Below are 17913 nucleotides of genomic sequence, written 5' to 3'. Positions count from 1 at the left end.
TGTCCACTGAACGTAACCAACAGACAGAGAGGAATAGCCATGAGCAGTACCGGAGACAAGATGAAGGGCAACCTCAATGAAGCCGCTGGCAAGGCCAAACAGGGTCTCGGCGAAGCTACTGACAACGAGCGCATGAAAGGCGAAGGTCAGCGTCAAGAAATCAAAGGCGACGCGCAGCAGGTGAAAGGCGAAGCCAAGGACACTTTGAAGAAAGGTGTTGATCGCGCCTAATCCATTGCTTCAACAAAAATGCCCGCATCGCGCGGGCATTTTTTTTCCGGCAGCGCTTAACGCTCCAGATATTGCAGCTTGTCCTTCACGCCGTCCCATTCTTCGGCATCCGGCAGCGATTCTTTCTTCTCAGTGATGTTCGGCCAGACGTCCGCCAGGTCCGCGTTCAGTTGGATATATTCCTGCTGTTCATCGGGCACTTCATCTTCCGAGAAAATCGCCTGGGCCGGGCATTCCGGCTCGCAGAGTGCGCAATCGATGCACTCGTCAGGGTGAATGACCAGAAAGTTCGGGCCTTCATAGAAGCAGTCCACCGGACAGACTTCCACACAGTCGGTGTATTTGCACTTGATGCAGTTGTCGGTGACGACGAAGGTCATTTCTAGCTATCTCCTCAGGCGTGTCAGGTGGCGTTGCATGACGCTCCCCGTTCGGCAGGGCTATAGCGGCACCAGGCAAATGCCGCATATATCCAAAAATGCGCGCGATTCTAGCAGCTTTTTTGTAACCGTCAGACTCGTGTTTTCAGGTTGTATAGCAGGTCCAGCGCCTGACGCGGGGTCATGTCATCGGGATTTACTCTTCCCAATTCCTCGATCACGGGGTGCGGCAGGCTGGCGAACAGGTCGTTCTGCAAGGGTGGTGCGGGCTGGCCGGCGGTTATCTTCGGTGTTTCGTGAGGCAGGCTAGTCGTTTCCAGCCGCGACAGATGGTCGCGCGCACGCTGGATTACATCGGCCGGTACGCCTGCCAGCTGTGCTACCGCCAGGCCGTAACTCTGGCTGGCGGGCCCCGGCAACACGTGGTGGAGGAAGACGATGCGTTCGTTGTGCTCGGTAGCGGACAGATGCACGTTGGCAACTACCGATTCGCTTTCCGGCAGCACTGTCAATTCGAAGTAATGGGTGGCAAAAAGCGTGAAGGCGCGCAGTCCGGCCAGGTGCTCGGCGGCGGCCCAGGCCAGCGACAGGCCATCGAAGGTACTCGTGCCGCGACCGACTTCATCCATTAGTACCAGGCTGCGGTCGCTGGCGTTGTGCAGAATGTTGGCGGTCTCGCTCATTTCCACCATAAAGGTCGAGCGGCCGCCGGCCAGATCGTCGGAAGAGCCGATTCGGGTGAAGATGCGGTCCACCAGCGACAGCTCGCAGGCCTTCGCCGGTACGAAACTACCAATCTGCGCGAGGAGTACGATCAGGGCGGTCTGACGCATGTAGGTGGACTTACCGCCCATGTTCGGTCCGGTGATCACTAGCATGCGCGTGTCGTCGTCAAGGCTCAGGTCATTGGCGACGAAGGGCGTCTGCAGCACCTGCTCGACCACTGGATGACGACCCTGCTCGATTTGCATGCAGGGGTGATCGACGAAGCGTGGACGATTGAGATCGAGAGTCAGGGCGCGTTCGGCCAGATTGCTCAGCACGTCGAGCTCGGCTAGCGCCGCAGCGCTTTCCTGCAGCGGGGCGAGATGACCGATCAGCAGCTCCAGCAATTGCTCGTAGAGTTGCTTTTCGCGTGCCAAGGCTCGGCTCTTGGCCGATAGCGCCTTGTCTTCGAATTCCTTGAGCTCCGGCGTGATGAAGCGCTCGGCGCCTTTGAGGGTTTGCCTGCGGATGTAATCGGCCGGTGCCGATTCGGCCTGCTTGCTTGGCAGCTCGATAAAGTAGCCGTGCACACGGTTGTAGCCGACCTTGAGGTTGGCCAGGCCGGTGCGGGCCTTCTCGCGGGTTTCCAGATCCATCAGGTACTGACCGGCGTTTTCGGACAGCGACTGCAGCTCGTCCAGCTCGGCGTCGTAGCCGGTTTTCAGCACGCCGCCGTCGCGTATGACCGCGGGCGGGTTGTCGATGATGGCCTTGGCTAACAGCTCGGCCAGCTCGGGATAGGTGCGGATGCTGCTAGCCAGATTGGCGAGGTGCGGCGCGACCAGTTCGCGCATACCGTCTTGCAGTTGTGGCAGCGCAGCGAGTGCATCGCGCAGGCGAGCCAGGTCGCGTGGGCGAGCGTTGCGCAGGCCAATTCGCGCAAGGATGCGCTCCAGATCGCCGATTTCCTTGAGCTGTGGCTGGATTTGCTCGAAGCGATAATGCTCAAGCAGGCAGGTAATCGAATCCTGGCGCGCTTCGAGCATGCTGCGGTCACGCAACGGACGGTTCAGCCAGCGGCTGAGCAGACGGCTTCCCATGGCGGTCTGGCAACGATCGACTACCGACTGCAGCGTATTTTCACGCCCACCGCCGAGGTTGATGTCTAGTTCCAGGTTGCGACGAGTCGCGCCGTCGAGTATCACCGTGTCGTCCAGGCGCTCATGGCGCAGGCTGCGCAGGTGGTGCAGGGCGGTACGCTGGGTTTCCTTGGCATAGGTCAGAAGGCAACCGGCTGCCCCGATGGCCAGTGTCAGTTTCTCGCAGCCGAAGCCTTTCAGGTCTTGGGTTCCGAATTGCTGGCAGAGGCCCTTGAACGCGCTGTCGCGGTCGAAATCCCAAGGCGCACGGCGCCTCACGCCACGGCGTTTCTCGACCGGCAGGCCAGCGGGCCAATCGTCTGGAATCATCAGTTCAGCGGGATTCAAACGTTCGACTTCGGCCAGGAGCGTTTCCCAACCGCCAAATTCCTGCACGCTGAAGCGACCGCTGGTGATGTCCAGTACGGAGAGCCCAAACAGCCGTTCATCGCCCACTACGGCGGCAAGTAAATTGTCGCGATGCTCGTCCAGCAGGGCTTCGTCGCTAACCGTGCCGGGCGTGATGATACGCACCACCTGGCGTTCAACCGGCCCCTTGCTGGTCGCCGGATCGCCGATTTGCTCGCAGATCACCACTGACTCGCCAAGTTTCACTAACCGTCCGAGGTAGCCTTCTGCAGAATGAAAGGGAATCCCGGCCATGGGAATCGCCTGGCCACCGGATTGCCCACGAGCGGTGAGGGTAATGTCCAGCAGTTTGGCGGCCTTTTTGGCGTCGTCGTAGAACAGCTCGTAGAAGTCGCCCATGCGATAAAACATCAACTGATCTGGATGCTCATGCTTGAGCCGCCAGTATTGCTGCATCATCGGCGTATGTTTGGACAGATCTTGAGAGTCTTTGGGCATGGGCGCTGGCATGGTTCTGCGTTTGAAGAGAAGCCGCCGTGCATCGCAAGGCAGGCGAAAAAAAGGAGCGCAAGGTTAACATGCAGCTGAGCCTGATCGCAGGAGCCAGGGATGCCTACGCGACAGTAAACGACGTTGGCGCAGTAGCTGACCCGTGCAGACTGCCGAGCCACATATCAAAAAGGAAATGCCTGTGGATCTAACTGAGCTGAGCGCCGAATTAGGGCGAAGATTGCAACACCTGAATGCGCAAGTCACCACAGCGGAATCATGCACTGGGGGTGGTATCGCCGAGGCCATCACCCGCATAGCTGGTAGCTCGGTTTGGTTCGAGGCAGGTTTCGTTACCTATTCCAATGTGCAGAAGACTCGTCAGCTGGGCGTGCCGGAGGAGCTGTTCGGTCGGGTTGGGGCAGTTAGCCGGGAAGTGGTCGAGGCTATGGCGCGGGGCGCGCTACTTATCAGTGGGGCGCGTTTCGCGGTAGCCGTCAGTGGGGTCGCTGGGCCTGGCGGCGGTTCAGCGGAAAAGCCGGTTGGCACCGTCTGGCTGGCGTGGGCGGACGAAGGGGAAGTCTTCGCCCAACGTTTTCAATTCATTGGTGATCGACAGGCAGTGCGCGAGCGGAGCGTGGAGGCCGCGCTTGTAGGCTTGATCCGACTCGCGACTGGAGAAAATCCGCTTCAGGGCTAGGCGCATTATTTTGCCTATGCTCTAATACTGTCTACTTATACAGTTGTCGTGGCCTCTGGCCCTCTTGATCAAGTGAGGATTGTAATGGACGAGAACAAGAAGCGCGCCTTGGCTGCTGCCTTGGGCCAGATCGAAAAGCAATTCGGTAAAGGCGCGGTCATGCGCATGGGCGATCACGATCGTCAGGCGATTCCATCTATTTCCACCGGCTCGCTGGGCCTGGATATCGCGTTGGGTATCGGCGGCCTGCCAAAGGGCCGGATCGTCGAAATCTACGGTCCTGAGTCCTCGGGCAAGACCACCATGACGCTGTCGGTGATTGCCGAAGCTCAGAAGATGGGCGCCACCTGCGCTTTCGTCGATGCCGAACATGCGCTCGACCCCGACTATGCCGGCAAGCTTGGCGTTAACGTTGACGATCTGCTGGTTTCTCAGCCGGACACTGGTGAACAGGCATTGGAAATCACCGACATGCTGGTGCGTTCCAATGCGGTTGACGTGATCATCGTCGACTCCGTGGCTGCTCTGGTGCCAAAAGCCGAAATCGAAGGCGAAATGGGGGATACCCATGTCGGTTTGCAGGCTCGTCTGATGTCTCAGGCATTGCGCAAGATCACCGGTAACATCAAGAACGCCAACTGTCTGGTCATCTTCATCAACCAGATCCGTATGAAGATCGGCGTGATGTTCGGTAGTCCGGAAACCACCACGGGTGGTAACGCACTGAAGTTCTACGCTTCGGTCCGTCTCGACATCCGCCGTACCGGCGCGGTGAAGGAAGGCGACGAAGTGGTCGGCAGCGAAACCCGTGTCAAGGTCGTCAAGAACAAGGTGGCGCCGCCGTTCCGTCAAGCCGAGTTCCAGATCCTTTACGGCAAGGGCATCTACCGCAACGGCGAGGTTATCGATCTCGGCGTGCAGCAGGGGCTGGTCGAGAAGTCGGGCGCCTGGTACGCGTACAAAGGCAACAAGATTGGCCAGGGCAAGGCCAATGCTGCGAAGTACCTCGAAGAGAACCCCGAAATCGGCCGCGAGATCGAGCAGCAAATACGTGACAAGCTGCTGGTTGTTTCGCCGAACACTAAAGCCAATCCGGCAGCTGCAGACCTGGTCGAAGCCGATATCTGATCCGTATGCCGGTCATGCTCGACACCCCCGCTGCGGTGCGGCGGGCTGCAATGGATCTTCTGGCCCGTCGTGAGCATGGGCGCATCGAATTGAGTCGCAAATTGCGTTCACGTGGTGCGCCAGCAGAGCTCATCGAGCCGGTGCTGGATCGGCTGTCCGACGAAGGTCTTCTTAGTGAAGCGCGCTATTTGGAAAGCTTCGTTCGTATGCGCGGCAATGCGGGTTACGGCCCCTTGCGCATACGAGAGGAGCTGGCGCAGCGTGGCTTGGTTCGTGAAAATATCGAGCAGGCGCTGCGTGACAGCGGCTTCGATTGGGGCGAACAGCTGCGTGCAGTCTGGATGCGCAAATTTTCTGGAGAAGTGCCGGGTGACCAGCGGGAGCGGGCCAGGCAGGGACGATTTCTCAGCTCTCGTGGTTATCCGCTGGATATGATTGGACGTCTCCTACGGGGTAGCTCGCTCGATTAGCTTAGGCGCAGTAGCATTGCTGCTCCGGCCCATTGGGGTGCTCTAACCATCCTTAGTCTTCGGCTCCCAGCGGCTCAGCCCAGTTCTCTTTCGCATTGATAAAGTCGGTCAGTTCGCGTAGTCGACCATGATCGCGGCCGTTGAACACGAAGCTCAGCCGCGGTAGCCGCTGCAGCTCCGGCTCGTCCAGTTCTAGCTCGCAGCATGCCTGTTGCTCGAAGCGACCTTTCAGACATAGATCGGCGAATTCGTTATTCATGAAGCGCAGGGCAGCATCGTTCAGCACATGGTTGATGCGCATGACGAATAAGCCCTTTAACCAGCGGCTCGAATGGAAGTTATTGTAGAAATTATCGATCTCTGCAGCTGCGTCTTCGGCGTTATCTACCAAGCGCATCAGGCGCATGTCGGTGGGCAGAATGTAGCGATTGCCTTCCAGTTGACGGCGCATGAAGCTCAACGCGTCCTTCCAGAAGGAACCACCGGGCTCGTCCAGCAGCACGATCGGTACCAGCGGACTCTTACCGGTCTGCACCAGCGTCAGGACTTCCAATGTTTCGTCCAGCGTGCCGAAGCCGCCCGGGCACAGCACCAGCGCATCGGCTTCCTTTATGAAAAACAGCTTACGCACGAAGAAGAAGTGGAACGACAGTAGATGGTCGGTGCCGTCTACCGTCGGGTTGGCATGCTGCTCGAAAGGCAGGGTGATGTTCAGTCCGATGCTGTTGTCCGTACCGGCGCCCTCATGCGCGGCGGCCATAATGCCGCCCCCGGCTCCGGTAATGACCATGAGGTCATAGCGCGCCAGCGTTTCGCCGAGCTCGCGCGCCAACGCATACAGAGGGTGCTCTATGGGTGTACGCGCCGAGCCGAAGACGGTGACCTTGCGACGGCGCTTGAATTGATCAAGTCGGCTGAAGGCGTGTTCCATCTCGCGCATGGTCTGCAGCAAAATCTTGGCGTCCCAGCGGCTCCGATCCGCTTGTGCCATGCGCATGACGGTTACCAGCATTTCCCGGTAGAGCGGCAGGTTCTGGCTGGTTGTGGAGGCGACTTGGGCGAGTAGCTCATCAATCTTTTTTGACAGGTCCGCGCCGCTGGTCTTGAAGTGTCGCGATAGGTAATCGTCCGGTTCGAAAGGCATACAACGTCTCCCCCTGTGTTGGAGCCGGCAGCGCTTGCGGCGTCGCCCTGCGCAGATCCTTGCTTTGCACGGTTTGTTGCAGCTAGTACACCTACTCCAAGGAACTTGAAGAATCGAGAGGTTCCGGCAGTGTCGGCGCGGCCCGGTTGCCCTGATCTAACACTAGCCCATCGCGTTGGTGCGATGCATGACGCTACGCTGGTCTGCACCAAGTCGGCTTGCCAAACGACCTCAGCAATCGCTGGCGCGGTAGCGTTCTGTAGTAATCGGTTTCTTGCTCTGGTATTCGCTGAATTCGAAGCGTAATACCGCGCCCTGGTTCATCAACTGGCGCAGGCCATCATTGCTGCAAACGCTCGCAGCCAGTTGCGTACGGACCTGCTTCGGATTGTCGCGCATCTGCGCGGCATGGCGAGGCTGGACGCTCAGATGATTGACCAACTCATTCCCGTCGACGCTGTAGCCTTCGTCGAGGAGGTCGGAATTGATGGCGCGCGGCGTGCCGACACTGCTTTCTCGAGCGACCTTCTCGAGTAGCTGATCGAGCGCCTGATCCTGTGCCGAAGCAGTGTGAGCAAAGGGCAGGGCGAGGCAGAGCGTGATTAGAGTGGTCAGACGGTGCATGGTGATCTCCTGATGACTGCCGTCGTTCGACCGGCGGCTGCCAGCGCGGTTCATTGGTGCCTGACATCGGTGCCGGTCTGCCTGCTAAACTACCGGCCCGCCCAGATCAATCCCAGTTTCCATGCCACATGCCGTAGCCCGTTTGCGCGATGCGCGCCTGGCCCGTAGCGCCAAGCCCTTTGTCGCGAGGGGTTCGCGTACGCCTCGTTGCGTCCGCTGCCGCGTCGCCAGCAGCCATTGCCTGTGCAGCTGGCTTCCGCAGGCGGAGGCGAGCAGCGGGGTGTGCCTGATCATGCACGACATCGAGCCGCTGAAACCGAGCAACACCGGCTGGTTGATCGCTGACATCGTTGCTGACACCCACGCCTTCACTTGGCAGCGGACCGGGGTCGATCCCGCGCTGCTAGCGCTTCTGGCCGATCCTCAGTATCAGCCGTTCGTGGTGTTTCCCGGCGAGTATGCCGAACCCGAGCGGGTGGTGACCGGTGTCGAAGTGCTCGCGCACAAGCGCCCGCTGTTTATCCTGCTCGATGCTACCTGGATCGAAGCGCGCAAAATGTTCCGCAAGAGCCCGTATCTGAATAGTCTGCCGGTGTTGAGCCTGCAGGCTGATGTACTTTCGCGCTACCGCCTGCGACGCTCGACTCGCAGCGAGCATCTATGCACTGCAGAAGTCGCGGCGCTGTGTCTGGCGTTGGCAGGCGACGGCCTGGCATCTGCAGCGCTGGATGCCTGGCTCGATGGTTTCACGGACCACTATCTCGGGGCCAAGCACCACCGTGAGCCCGATCCAAATGACGCCACCCATCGAACGCTGGCAGCGTTTGGCCAGCGCTGATTGCCTTAAGCGCGGTCAGTGCCTTGCCGGTTGCGGAATCTCGTCGCCGATTGTTGGCGGTAGTGCCTTGCGCGGCCAGAGTTGCGCCGTGAGCATGCCGACGAACATGAGTGCGCAACCAAAGTAGCCGCGAAGACTCAGACTTTCATCGAGGAACAGCGCGCCTGCGATCGCCGCGAACACCGCTTCGAGTGAGAGGATGATGGCGGCATGTGAGGCGATTGCATGCTTTTGCGCGACAACTTGCAAGGTATAACCCACTCCTACTGCGAACATGCCGCCATATACCAGCGCCGGCGCCGCGAGCCAAATGGCGTTCAGACTGGCGTCTTCGAACAGCGCTGCAAGCGCAAGGCTAACAACTGCACAGGTGGCGAATTGCAGAAACGCCAGGCGAATAGCGTCATGGCGGCTGACGAAGAAGCTCACCAGCAGTACATGAATCCCCCAGACGAAGGCGCCGGCCAGCTGTATCCAGTCGCCGGAAGCGACTTGAAAATTCTCTCCGATACTGAGAAAGGCCATTCCGACCACTGCCAGAACGGCACCCAGCCAGGTCCCCATTCCGGTTCGCTGGCCGATAATCAGGCCCAGCAACGGCACGACGATGACGTACAGGCCAGTGATGAATCCTGAATTGGTCACGCTGGTGAAGAGCAAGCCGACCTGTTGCAGGTTGATGCCCAGAGTGAGTGCAAGCCCCATGCAAAAACCTCCCAGCAACAGGCCCCGCTGAAAGAAAGGTTCATGCCGAGCGGCACCGCGGCCTTGATGCAGCACTAGAGGTAAAAGCACGATCGCACCCAAAGCGAAGCGCAGACCTGTGAACAGGAACGGACCGATGTTATCCATACCGACCCGCTGGGCGACAAAAGCCGTCCCCCAGATCATTGCTGTAATGAGCATTAGAAAGTCGGCTCGAAGGGCTTGGTTACGCATGCTTGGGCTCGGGTGGGAAAAGCCGGAAACTTTGCATCAAACCGATGCGCTTGACCACATGTTCATTGATCGGCACGTTCGCGCCGCCTGATTAAATACGGGCCGGTGATCGAATTTCGAGTGGTGGCGCGATATCATCACCTCGTTTCATCTCCGAGCTATATTCGGGGGTGTTGCCGACATGATGTCAGCATCCGGCTAAGGCCGGTTAAAGCGCCAATAAAAACTATAGGTCTGCCATGGCTGCTTACGAAATCCTTATCGCCGATGATCACCCGCTGTTTCGCAGCGCGCTTCAGCAAGCGTTGACACTGGGACTGGGAGATGGCGTGCGACTGTCTGAAGCAGCCAGCATCGCCGAGCTTGAAGTCCTGCTGACCCGAACCTCGGATTGGGATCTGGTGCTGTTGGATCTGAACATGCCGGGCGCCTACGGATTTTCCGGGCTGGTACTACTAAGGGGACAATATCCTCAGCTGCCGGTAGTGATGATTTCCGCTCTGGAAGACGCTACGGTTGTTGCGCGGTCTCGCGAGTTCGGTGCCAGCGGCTTCATTCCCAAGTCCAGCTCGTTGCAAACCATCCAGGAAGCTGTCCGGGTCGTGCTTGATGGCGACGTCTGGTGGCCCACCAATATTCAGGACGTGGCCCATGTCAGTCCCGAAGCCAAAGCGGCCAGCGAAGGCCTCGCCAGCCTCACGCCCCAGCAATTTCGGGTGTTAACGATGGTTTGCGACGGCTTGCTGAATAAGCAGATCGCCTACGAACTCAGCGTTTCCGAGGCGACTATCAAGGCCCACGTCACGGCAATTTTCCGCAAGCTTGGCGTCCGCACTCGGACCCAAGCAGCATTGCTGTTACAGCAAATGGGTTCGATTCCGAGCAACTGATTTCGACGTTTCCGTGTGTCGAGCAGTCGGCTGATGAAAAACCGTCGCGCGAAGCGCGCTTCTTTCATGGCCGACTAGTTCATCCCTTTCAGGCAATTGTCGGCAGCACGATTTCATCACTACGCCGGATTCCGGCCGTAAGCGCCCGGCACTGCTCGACGAACTCACGCATCGCCGCCGTCTGGTATTTCAGCGAATGCCAGATGAAATAGAACTGCCGCGTCAAATCCAGCTCTGGGGTTGTTACCGCAACCAGGCTGCCACGGCGAAATGCGTCACGCAGCGCCAACCTCGAAATGCAGCCAATCCCCAGTCCTGACTCGACTGCTCGCTTGATCGCTTCGGTATGTTCCAGCTCGAGTCGGATATTCAGCTTTGCTGGGTGATGACGCATGGCGTGATCGAACGTCAGGCGAGTCCCTGAGCCCTGTTCCCGAAGAATCCAGGCTTCGCGCGACAGCTCGTCCAGGCCTACGTCCGCGCGCCCAGCCAGCGGATGCTGCGGTGCGCAGAACACTACCAATTCGTCCTCGACCCAAGGAAGCACCTCGATATCTGGGTGCTGGCAATCGCCCTCGATCAGCCCGAGATCCATCTCATGCTGCGCGACTTGCATGACGATATGCGCCGTGTTCTGGACATGCAGCTTCACCCGGCACTCCGGATGGCGCTGCATGAAGCTACCGATCAGCAAGGTCGCAAGGTAGTTGCCCACTGTCAGCGTCGCGCCGACATTGAGTGAGCCAAAGCCGGACTTACCAGCTAGCAGATCCTCAATGGCCTTGGCCTGATCAAGCAGGCTCACCGCTTGCGGCAATAGCTGACGCCCCAGCGCATTGAGCCACAAGCGCTTGCCGGCGCGGTCGAAAAGTTGGCAGCCGGACTGGCGTTCCAGCTCAGCCAGCGAAGTGCTCGTCGCGGATTGCGATAGGGCGAGACTTATCGCTGCGCGGGAAACGCTTTCCTGGCGAGCAATCGAGACAAAGACTTCGAGCTGGCGCAACGTAAAATGCATATCTATATAACCGATAACATATATCGTTAATATTCAGTTCACGGATATTAAAGGTGCCGGTAGACTATCGTAAATATTGAAGTGTCACTGCGCGCTAATAGGGGAATCCGTACATGAGCAACCTGAACGTCGAGCGAGTCCTCAGTGTGCATCACTGGAACGACACGTTGTTCAGTTTCAAAACCACCCGAAACCCGGGGCTGCGCTTTGAAAATGGCCAGTTTGTGATGATCGGCCTTGAGGTCGAAGGGCGGCCCCTGATGCGTGCATACAGCATCGCCAGCCCCAACTATGAAGAGCATCTGGAATTCTTCAGCATCAAGGTTCCGGACGGCCCGCTGACTTCGCGTCTGCAGCATCTTAAGGAAGGCGATTCCCTGATGATTAGCCGCAAGCCGACTGGCACCCTCGTGCTGGATGACCTGCTGCCAGCCAAGCACCTCTATCTATTGAGTACGGGCACCGGCCTGGCGCCGTTCATGAGCGTGATCCAGGATCCGGAAACCTACGAGCGCTTCGAGAAGGTCATTCTCGTTCATGGGGTGCGCTACGTGAACGAAGTTGCCTATCGCGAATTCATCACCGAGCATCTGCCGCAGAACGAGTTCTTTGGCGAAGCATTGAAGGAAAAGCTGATCTATTACCCGACCGTGACTCGCGAGCCGTTCGATAATCAAGGACGCCTGACCGACCTGATGCGTAGCGGCAAGCTGTTCAGTGACATTGGCCTGCCAGCCATCAATCCAGAGGATGATCGCGCGATGATCTGCGGTAGCCCGAGCATGCTGGCCGAAACCAGTGAGGTGCTAGATAGCTTCGGTCTTAAGGCGTCGCCGCGCATGGGCGATCCAGGACACTATCTGATCGAAAGGGCGTTCGTCGAAAAGTAATTCCGCCGGTAGATACAAATAGAGGCCGGCTGGCGTGATGCGCTCGCCGGCCTTGTCATATATAGGCAGCACAGCACTTCTTATATTTTTGGCCGCTGCCGCACGGGCAGGGATCGTTACGATTGGCTTTTAGTGGGATGGTCGGGTCGATGAAGTACCACCGGTCGCCGTGCTGCACAAAGGCCGAGCGCTCGTGCTGGACGTGCTCTCCCTCCAAGTCATGCCAGCGAGCGGTGAAGCTCACCAGCGCATGCTCCGGCTGCCCTCCGATCAGCTGGCTCTCCTCGACTTCCAATCCCAGCCAGGTACTGGTGGCGCTCCAATCCCTCATGGACTGAAGGTCCAATAAAGGCTGCTGAATAGGTAATGTGGTTGCCCTCAGGTAGTCAATCAGCCCCAGCACATAGGCGCTATAACGCGACCGCATAAGCCGCTCGGCGCTCGGTGCTGGCAGCCCGGCATGGAGGCGGCCACAGCACTCTCGGAGTGGATCACCACTGCCGCAGGGGCAATTGGCGTCATGTAGCGGTTCGCAGGTCAGCATTTGGGTCACCACCAGTATCTGCCAAACATTTGTGGGTTGGCCCAGAACTTCGCATTCAGCCAGTCCGGAACCTGCTTGTAATCCAGCAGGTCGTAGGTGAAGAGGGTCAAGGTCTGTTCGTCACGTTCGAAGCGCGCACTGACCTGCAGAGCGAGGGCAAAGAAATCCGTGGCCTGCCAATCGCAGGCATTCAAATCAACCAGAACCGCAATGCGGCTGGCATTGAGGTTACGGATGCCGCCGAGCAACTGTAGGCCGTCTCGCTTCGGTAAGTGTTCCAGGCAGTCGGCAACGAGCGCCAGATCATACCGGCGGCTGGCCAGCTCTTTGGATAGTGGAGGAGTTGGTGCGCGGTCGATCTGGCTGTGTTGGTGGCTGCGGCTGAACGCCTCGATTGCGGGAAGATCGCTAAGGCCTACATGCAACAGGCGCGCTGGGGCGTATTGCTCAAGGAGTGCGGCCAGTGCCTGTTGCGGACTTTGTGATGAGCTGGTTGCGATCAAACCGGGATCCTCGGAGTCAGGCATCGAAAGTTGCAGAGATGCAATTCGTACCGTCTGGCAAAGCGTAAAGACTAGCGCGGCAGCGCATGCCGGCCTAGTCTCGTTACAACTGGAGTCGCTTATGCCCGTCTGCATGGCGCTCTGGCCGATCCCATACTAGGAGATTTTACCGATGAGTAGCTTACGGACAGCAGTACCCGTGATTGTGATGACCACCTTTCTGGCCGGCTGTGCAGGGGTGCAGAAGCAGGATTGGCCCAGCTGTGCAGCTGTCGGCGGCGCCACCGGTGCCGCGCTGGGTGCGATAGAGAGCAGCACCTATACAGGTTACGGCGCATTGATCGGTGGCGGTATAGCGGCTGCTTATTGCTGGGCCAACGGTACCGAGCAGGAGACGGTCGCTATGGTCGAAACCGTCGAGCCGACACCGGTTGCCGAGCCTGAGGAGCCCGAGCCAATGGCTGAGCCCGTTCGTGTCGAGCTCGACGTCAAGTTCGATTTCGACCGTGCGCAGGTCAAGCAGGACAGCATGGACGACATCCAGGATCTGGCAGACTTCATGAAGCAGTATGGTCAGACCTCGACTGTTGTCGAAGGGCATACCGACTCGGTTGGTACTGACGCCTACAACCAGCGCTTGTCCGAGCGTCGTGCCAACGCGGTGCGCGATGTGCTGGTCAATCAGTATGGTCTGGAGGGCAGCCGAGTCGACGCCGTTGGCTATGGCGAATCCCGTCCGGTTGCCGACAACTCAACGGATGAAGGCCGCGCGATCAACCGTCGCGTAGAGGCTGAAGTCGAAGCGCGTCCTTGAGGCGGTGCTGATCTGATGAAGCCGGGCACTTTGCCCGGCTTTTTCTTACTCGTTCGGGTTAGAACAGGGGGCGCGCACTGGCCAACGCCACCACCAGCAATCCCAGCAACAAATTGATACCCACTAGCTTGCGGATCCGTCCCAGCGCCGCGCCGCCTTCCGGCCAGTTCTGCGCAGCGATCGCTCGCTTGAGTTCCGGCAGTTGTAGTAGCTGAATGCGCAGAAACAGCGCCAGCATTACCAGAAACAGTCCCGCCATGATGTGAACATAGCGAGGCGCCGCCGCCAGACCGTCGAAGCGCATATGCCACATGCCAATACCGCTGATCGGCAAGACCGCTATCGTGACCCAGACCCAAATGAAGAAGCGGCGAAACACCTCGGCCCAGAGCTTGAGCCGCTCGGGCGCCTGTAGCTCCGAGACGGCAGCGGGGCGCAGCACCATCCAGGCGAAGAACATGCCACCCACCCAAACCACGGCGGCCAGAACGTGTAGTGAATAGGGCAGAGCGAAAGCGGTCATGACAAATCTCCGGTGGCAGTTGGGAAAACGCGCGCTATCATAGCCACCCGTTCGAAATACTGAAAATATATACAGCTTCCGCGCCCATGCTCAGCACCGAACTTAAGACCCAGATCCAGGGCGCCTACTCACGCTTTCTCGAGGCCAAAGGCCTCAAGCCTCGCTACGGCCAACGCCTGATGATTGCAGAAGTGGCGAAGGTGCTGGGCGCGATCACGGCCGACGATGAAGGCCGCCGGGATGGCGAGCCGGCAATCGTTGCGGTTGAGGCTGGCACCGGTACCGGCAAAACCGTGGCCTATAGCCTGGCTGTGATTCCTACAGCGAAAGCCGCTGGTAAACGTTTGGTAATTGCTACTGCAACCGTCGCGTTGCAAGAGCAGATTGTGCATAAGGACTTGCCGGACCTGATGCGCAATAGTGGTCTGAACTTCTCATTTGCCCTGGCCAAAGGCCGCGGCCGCTACCTGTGTCTGTCCAAGCTCGACGTGCTGTTACAGGAAGGTCAGGCGCAAAGCGCCACCGCGCAGCTGTTCGAGGAAGATGGTTTTCGTATTGATGTGGATGAGCGCAGCCAGAAGCTCTTCGGCAGCATGATCGAAAAGCTCGCAGGCAACCGCTGGGATGGCGATCGCGACAGCTGGTCGGAAGAGCTTGCCGATCCCGACTGGGCGCGCCTGACTACTGACCACAGCCAGTGCACCGGTCGTCACTGCCCCAACTTTCAGCAGTGCGCTTTCTATAAAGCACGTGAGGGCATGACCAAGGTGGACGTCATCGTCACCAACCATGACATGGTGCTCGCTGATCTGGCGCTCGGCGGCGGCGCGGTATTGCCGGATCCGCGAGATACGCTCTATGTATTCGACGAAGGCCACCATCTGCCAGACAAGGCCATCGGCCATTTCGCACATTTCACCCGTCTGCGCTCGACTGCCGATTGGCTTGGTCAGGTCGAAAAGAACCTGACCAAGCTGCTGGCCCAGCATCCGTTGCCTGGTGATCTTGGCCGCTTGATCGAGGCGGTCCCGGAGATCGCCCGTGATTTGCGCAGCCAGCAACAGTTCATGTTCAGTGCCTGCGAGCAACTGGCTGATTTCAAGGCTGGTGAGGACATGGAAGGCCGCGAGCGGCCGCGACATCGGTTCGTCGGCGGGATCGTGCCCGAACACCTGATCGAATTGGGCATCGAGTTGAAAAAGGGCTTTGCCAGGCTTACCGACCTGTTCACCCGGCTCGCCGAGCTGCTCAAGGAAGCGATGGATGGCGAAGCGGGCGTCGGCATCGCCAGCCATCAGGCCGAAGAGTGGTACCCGCTATTCGGCAGCCTGCTCACCCGTGCCCAGGGCAATTGGGAGCTGTGGACCGCCTTCACCGTCGATGACCCTGAGGATAGCCCTCCAATGGCACGTTGGCTGACGCTGGCAGAAGGAGGCGCCCTGTTCGACATCGAGGTCAATGCCAGCCCGATCCTTGCGGCAGAGACATTACGACGCAATCTATGGAATGTCTGTTACGGCGCGCTGGTGACCTCCGCGACCCTCACCGCCCTGAATAGCTTCGATCGGTATCGCATGCGGGCGGGATTGCCGCGTTGTGCAGTGACGGCCGTGGTGCCAAGCCCATTCCATCATGCAGACGCAGGCGTGCTGCGGGTGCCGAATCTCAATGCCGATCCGCGTGATGCCACTGCGCACACGGCAGCGATCGTTCGCGATTTGCCGCAACTGGTGGAAGGCTCGCGTGGCACGTTGGTGTTGTTCTCGTCGCGCAAGCAGATGCAGGATGTTTTCGATGGGCTTGAGCGGGACTGGCGTCGGCGGGTGCTGATCCAGGGCAATCTGTCGAAGCAGGAAACGCTGAACAAGCACAAGGCACGTGTGGACGAGGGTGAGGAGAGTGTGCTGTTCGGCCTCGCCAGCTTCGCCGAAGGCGTCGATCTGCCGGGCGCCTATTGCGAGCACGTCGTGATCGCGAAGATCCCCTTTGCGGTGCCCGATGATCCGGTCGAAGCGGCATTGGCGGAGTGGATTGAGGCGCGCGGCGGCAATCCCTTCATGGAAATTGCGGTGCCTGACGCTTCACTGCGCCTGGTGCAAGCGTGCGGGCGGCTGCTGCGCACCGAAGAGGATCGCGGCAGTATTACGTTGCTCGACCGTCGGGTCGTAACTCAGCGCTACGGCAAGGCAATCCTCAATGCCCTGCCGCCATTTAGACGTGAAATCGGCTAGTTCCGGTGGGCCGGACGTTCTGCCGACCTTGCTGAGCCATGCATGGTTATTCAAGCTGCTGATTGTCCCGTAATTGGCGTCGAGGCGGTTCCCTTGCTCCGGCGCGGCTGAAACAATGCATCGGTCATACTTGATAAGAGGCGCTAGCGTGCAGATCCAGGGATATTTCGATCTTCGTTTCGAGGCGGTCAGAGACACCTTCAGTGATCTGTTCGAACAAACGCAACAGCGTGGCGCGGCGGTCTGTGTGAAGATCGGCGGCGAAACCGTTGTCGACCTCTGGGCGGGCGTGGCAGATAACGCCGGCGAGCAAGCCTGGCAAACCGATACGTTGGTCAATCTGTTCTCCTGCACCAAGACCTTCACCGCCGTAGCTGCGCTGCAGCTGGTAGGTGAAGGCAGGCTGCAACTGGATGAACCGGTGGCGCGGCTCTGGCCGGAATTTGCCGTCAACGGCAAGCAAGACATTACGTTACGGCAGCTGCTCAGCCATCAGGCCGGCTTGCCCGCCGTGCGGCAGCCACTTCCTGCCGAGGCGTTGTACGACTGGGATGCGATGACTACTGCGTTGGCAGCGGAGAGCCCCTGGTGGACGCCAGGTGATGGCCATGGTTATGCCGCGATTACCTACGGCTGGCTGGTCGGCGAGCTGATTCGCCGTGCCGATGGCCGCGAGCCGGGCGAAGCGATCGTCGCGCGCACTGCCCGCCCTCTGGAGTTGGACTTTCACATTGGTTTGGCCGACTCAGAATTTGATCGTGTCGGTTATCTGACCCGGCAAAAGAACAATTTCGGCGATGCAGCTGCGCAACGTCTGTTCAAGGCACTGACCGGGGAACCGCAATCGCTCAGCGCACGAGCTTTTACCAACCCGCCTTCGATCATGAACAGCGCTAACAAGCCCGAGTGGCGCAGGATGGCGCAGCCCGCTGCCAATGGGCACGGTAATGCACGCGCGCTGGCCGGCTTCTATGACGGGCTGCTGCGGGGTGATCTGCTCGATCCAGCGCTGCTGACCGAGATGACCCGCGAGCATTGCCTTGGTGAAGATCGTACGTTGCTGGCCCGCACCCGTTTCGCCTTGGGCTGCTGGCTCGATCAGCCGGACGTGGAAAATGCAACATTTGGCGTGGGACCCGGCGCCTTCGGCCATCCAGGAGCCGGAGGCTGCATTGGTTTTGCTGATCCGCAACGGGATTTGGCGTTTGGTTACGTCACGAACACGCTTGGCCCTTATGTTCTGATGGACCCTCGTGCACAGGCGCTGGCGCGTACGGTAAAAGCCTGCTTGGGCTGAACCGCTCGTCTGTTTGCAATGGTGAGACTTTTCATAACAATGACCTGCGT

General features: G+C 59.1%; 19 protein-coding genes. 10 read left to right on the top strand and 9 right to left on the bottom strand.

Features of this window, described 5'->3' with window-relative positions; all coding sequences use genetic code 11:
• The first annotated feature begins 39 nt into the window (after nt 1-39).
• Nucleotides 40-231 (top strand): CsbD family protein, encoded by a 192-nt coding sequence (locus NAV33_RS09460; protein WP_255979236.1) that lies wholly within the window; start codon nt 40-42, stop codon nt 229-231.
• Nucleotides 232-287: 56 nt separating this feature from the next.
• On the opposite strand, the gene fdxA is transcribed toward NAV33_RS09460, so the two are convergent.
• Together fdxA and mutS are read right to left on the bottom strand one after the other, a co-directional pair.
• A complete protein-coding gene (fdxA, locus tag NAV33_RS09455) occupies nt 288-611 on the bottom strand; it encodes a ferredoxin FdxA (protein WP_255979234.1) in 324 nt (107 codons plus the stop codon).
• Between the two features lie 131 nt (nt 612-742).
• Complete coding sequence (gene mutS / locus NAV33_RS09450) at nt 743-3322, bottom strand: DNA mismatch repair protein MutS (protein ID WP_255979232.1); 2580 nt, start codon at nt 3320-3322, stop codon at nt 743-745.
• A 193-nt stretch (nt 3323-3515) separates the two neighbouring features.
• On the opposite strand from mutS, the gene NAV33_RS09445 reads away from it, so the two are divergent.
• The 3 genes from NAV33_RS09445 to recX all read left to right on the top strand — a co-directional run bounded on the left by NAV33_RS09445 (nt 3516) and on the right by recX (nt 5611).
• Nucleotides 3516-4013, top strand: a complete 498-nt coding sequence (locus NAV33_RS09445) for a CinA family protein (RefSeq protein WP_255979230.1) — start codon at nt 3516-3518, stop codon at nt 4011-4013.
• Nucleotides 4014-4097: 84 nt separating this feature from the next.
• The gene (gene recA, locus NAV33_RS09440) at nt 4098-5141 is read left to right on the top strand and encodes a recombinase RecA (RefSeq protein WP_255979228.1); all 1044 of its coding nucleotides are present in this window, start codon (nt 4098-4100) and stop codon (nt 5139-5141) included.
• Nucleotides 5142-5146: 5 nt separating this feature from the next.
• Nucleotides 5147-5611 carry a recombination regulator RecX gene (gene recX / locus NAV33_RS09435; RefSeq protein ID WP_255979226.1) on the top strand — a complete coding sequence of 155 codons (465 nt, stop codon included), beginning with the start codon at nt 5147-5149 and terminating at the stop codon, nt 5609-5611.
• 52 nt (nt 5612-5663) lie between these two features.
• Here the strand turns inward: recX and NAV33_RS09430 are convergent, their stop codons facing one another.
• Together NAV33_RS09430 and NAV33_RS09425 are read right to left on the bottom strand one after the other, a co-directional pair.
• Nucleotides 5664-6755, bottom strand: coding sequence for a TIGR00730 family Rossman fold protein (locus NAV33_RS09430; protein WP_255979224.1), 1092 nt, complete (start codon nt 6753-6755; stop codon nt 5664-5666).
• Nucleotides 6756-6986: 231 nt separating this feature from the next.
• Nucleotides 6987-7379 carry a PA3611 family quorum-sensing-regulated virulence factor gene (locus tag NAV33_RS09425; protein ID WP_255979222.1) on the bottom strand — a complete coding sequence of 131 codons (393 nt, stop codon included), beginning with the start codon at nt 7377-7379 and terminating at the stop codon, nt 6987-6989.
• 121 nt (nt 7380-7500) lie between these two features.
• On the opposite strand from NAV33_RS09425, the gene NAV33_RS09420 reads away from it, so the two are divergent.
• Nucleotides 7501-8217: a tRNA-uridine aminocarboxypropyltransferase gene (locus NAV33_RS09420; RefSeq protein WP_255979220.1), complete on the top strand. Its 717-nt coding sequence runs from the start codon at nt 7501-7503 to the stop codon at nt 8215-8217.
• A gap of 15 nt (nt 8218-8232) precedes the next feature.
• Here NAV33_RS09420 and NAV33_RS09415 read toward each other — a convergent pair whose 3' ends face one another.
• Nucleotides 8233-9156, bottom strand: a complete 924-nt coding sequence (locus NAV33_RS09415; RefSeq protein ID WP_255979218.1) for a DMT family transporter — start codon at nt 9154-9156, stop codon at nt 8233-8235.
• Between the two features lie 239 nt (nt 9157-9395).
• On the opposite strand from NAV33_RS09415, the gene erdR reads away from it, so the two are divergent.
• Complete coding sequence (gene erdR / locus NAV33_RS09410) at nt 9396-10046, top strand: response regulator transcription factor ErdR (protein WP_255979216.1); 651 nt, start codon at nt 9396-9398, stop codon at nt 10044-10046.
• 88 nt (nt 10047-10134) lie between these two features.
• Here the strand turns inward: erdR and NAV33_RS09405 are convergent, their stop codons facing one another.
• A complete protein-coding gene (locus tag NAV33_RS09405) occupies nt 10135-11061 on the bottom strand; it encodes a LysR family transcriptional regulator (protein WP_255979214.1) in 927 nt (308 codons plus the stop codon).
• A gap of 113 nt (nt 11062-11174) precedes the next feature.
• Between NAV33_RS09405 and fpr the strand changes: the two genes are divergently transcribed.
• Nucleotides 11175-11951: a ferredoxin-NADP reductase gene (fpr, locus tag NAV33_RS09400; RefSeq protein WP_255979212.1), complete on the top strand. Its 777-nt coding sequence runs from the start codon at nt 11175-11177 to the stop codon at nt 11949-11951.
• Nucleotides 11952-12006: 55 nt separating this feature from the next.
• Here the strand turns inward: fpr and NAV33_RS09395 are convergent, their stop codons facing one another.
• Together NAV33_RS09395 and NAV33_RS09390 are read right to left on the bottom strand one after the other, a co-directional pair.
• Complete coding sequence (locus NAV33_RS09395) at nt 12007-12495, bottom strand: YchJ family protein (protein WP_255979210.1); 489 nt, start codon at nt 12493-12495, stop codon at nt 12007-12009.
• A gap of 5 nt (nt 12496-12500) precedes the next feature.
• Nucleotides 12501-12998 carry a DUF6231 family protein gene (locus NAV33_RS09390; RefSeq protein WP_255979341.1) on the bottom strand — a complete coding sequence of 166 codons (498 nt, stop codon included), beginning with the start codon at nt 12996-12998 and terminating at the stop codon, nt 12501-12503.
• Nucleotides 12999-13206: 208 nt separating this feature from the next.
• On the opposite strand from NAV33_RS09390, the gene NAV33_RS21425 reads away from it, so the two are divergent.
• A complete protein-coding gene (locus tag NAV33_RS21425; RefSeq protein ID WP_272887297.1) occupies nt 13207-13812 on the top strand; it encodes an OmpA family protein in 606 nt (201 codons plus the stop codon).
• A gap of 58 nt (nt 13813-13870) precedes the next feature.
• On the opposite strand, the gene NAV33_RS09380 is transcribed toward NAV33_RS21425, so the two are convergent.
• Nucleotides 13871-14335 carry a CopD family protein gene (locus tag NAV33_RS09380; RefSeq protein WP_255979208.1) on the bottom strand — a complete coding sequence of 155 codons (465 nt, stop codon included), beginning with the start codon at nt 14333-14335 and terminating at the stop codon, nt 13871-13873.
• Nucleotides 14336-14421: 86 nt separating this feature from the next.
• Here NAV33_RS09380 and dinG point away from each other — a divergent pair, with 86 nt between their 5' ends.
• Together dinG and NAV33_RS09370 are read left to right on the top strand one after the other, a co-directional pair.
• Nucleotides 14422-16566, top strand: a complete 2145-nt coding sequence (gene dinG / locus NAV33_RS09375; RefSeq protein WP_255979206.1) for an ATP-dependent DNA helicase DinG — start codon at nt 14422-14424, stop codon at nt 16564-16566.
• 148 nt (nt 16567-16714) lie between these two features.
• Nucleotides 16715-17863: a serine hydrolase domain-containing protein gene (locus NAV33_RS09370; RefSeq protein WP_255979204.1), complete on the top strand. Its 1149-nt coding sequence runs from the start codon at nt 16715-16717 to the stop codon at nt 17861-17863.
• Nucleotides 17864-17913: the final 50 nt, after the last annotated feature.

The organism is Stutzerimonas stutzeri, from assembly GCF_024448715.1.
In the GTDB taxonomy this organism is placed as follows: Bacteria; Pseudomonadota; Gammaproteobacteria; order Pseudomonadales; family Pseudomonadaceae; genus Stutzerimonas; species Stutzerimonas stutzeri_AR.
Note: the sequence above shows the minus strand (reverse complement) of the source record. Positions and strands in the feature narration are given on the sequence as shown.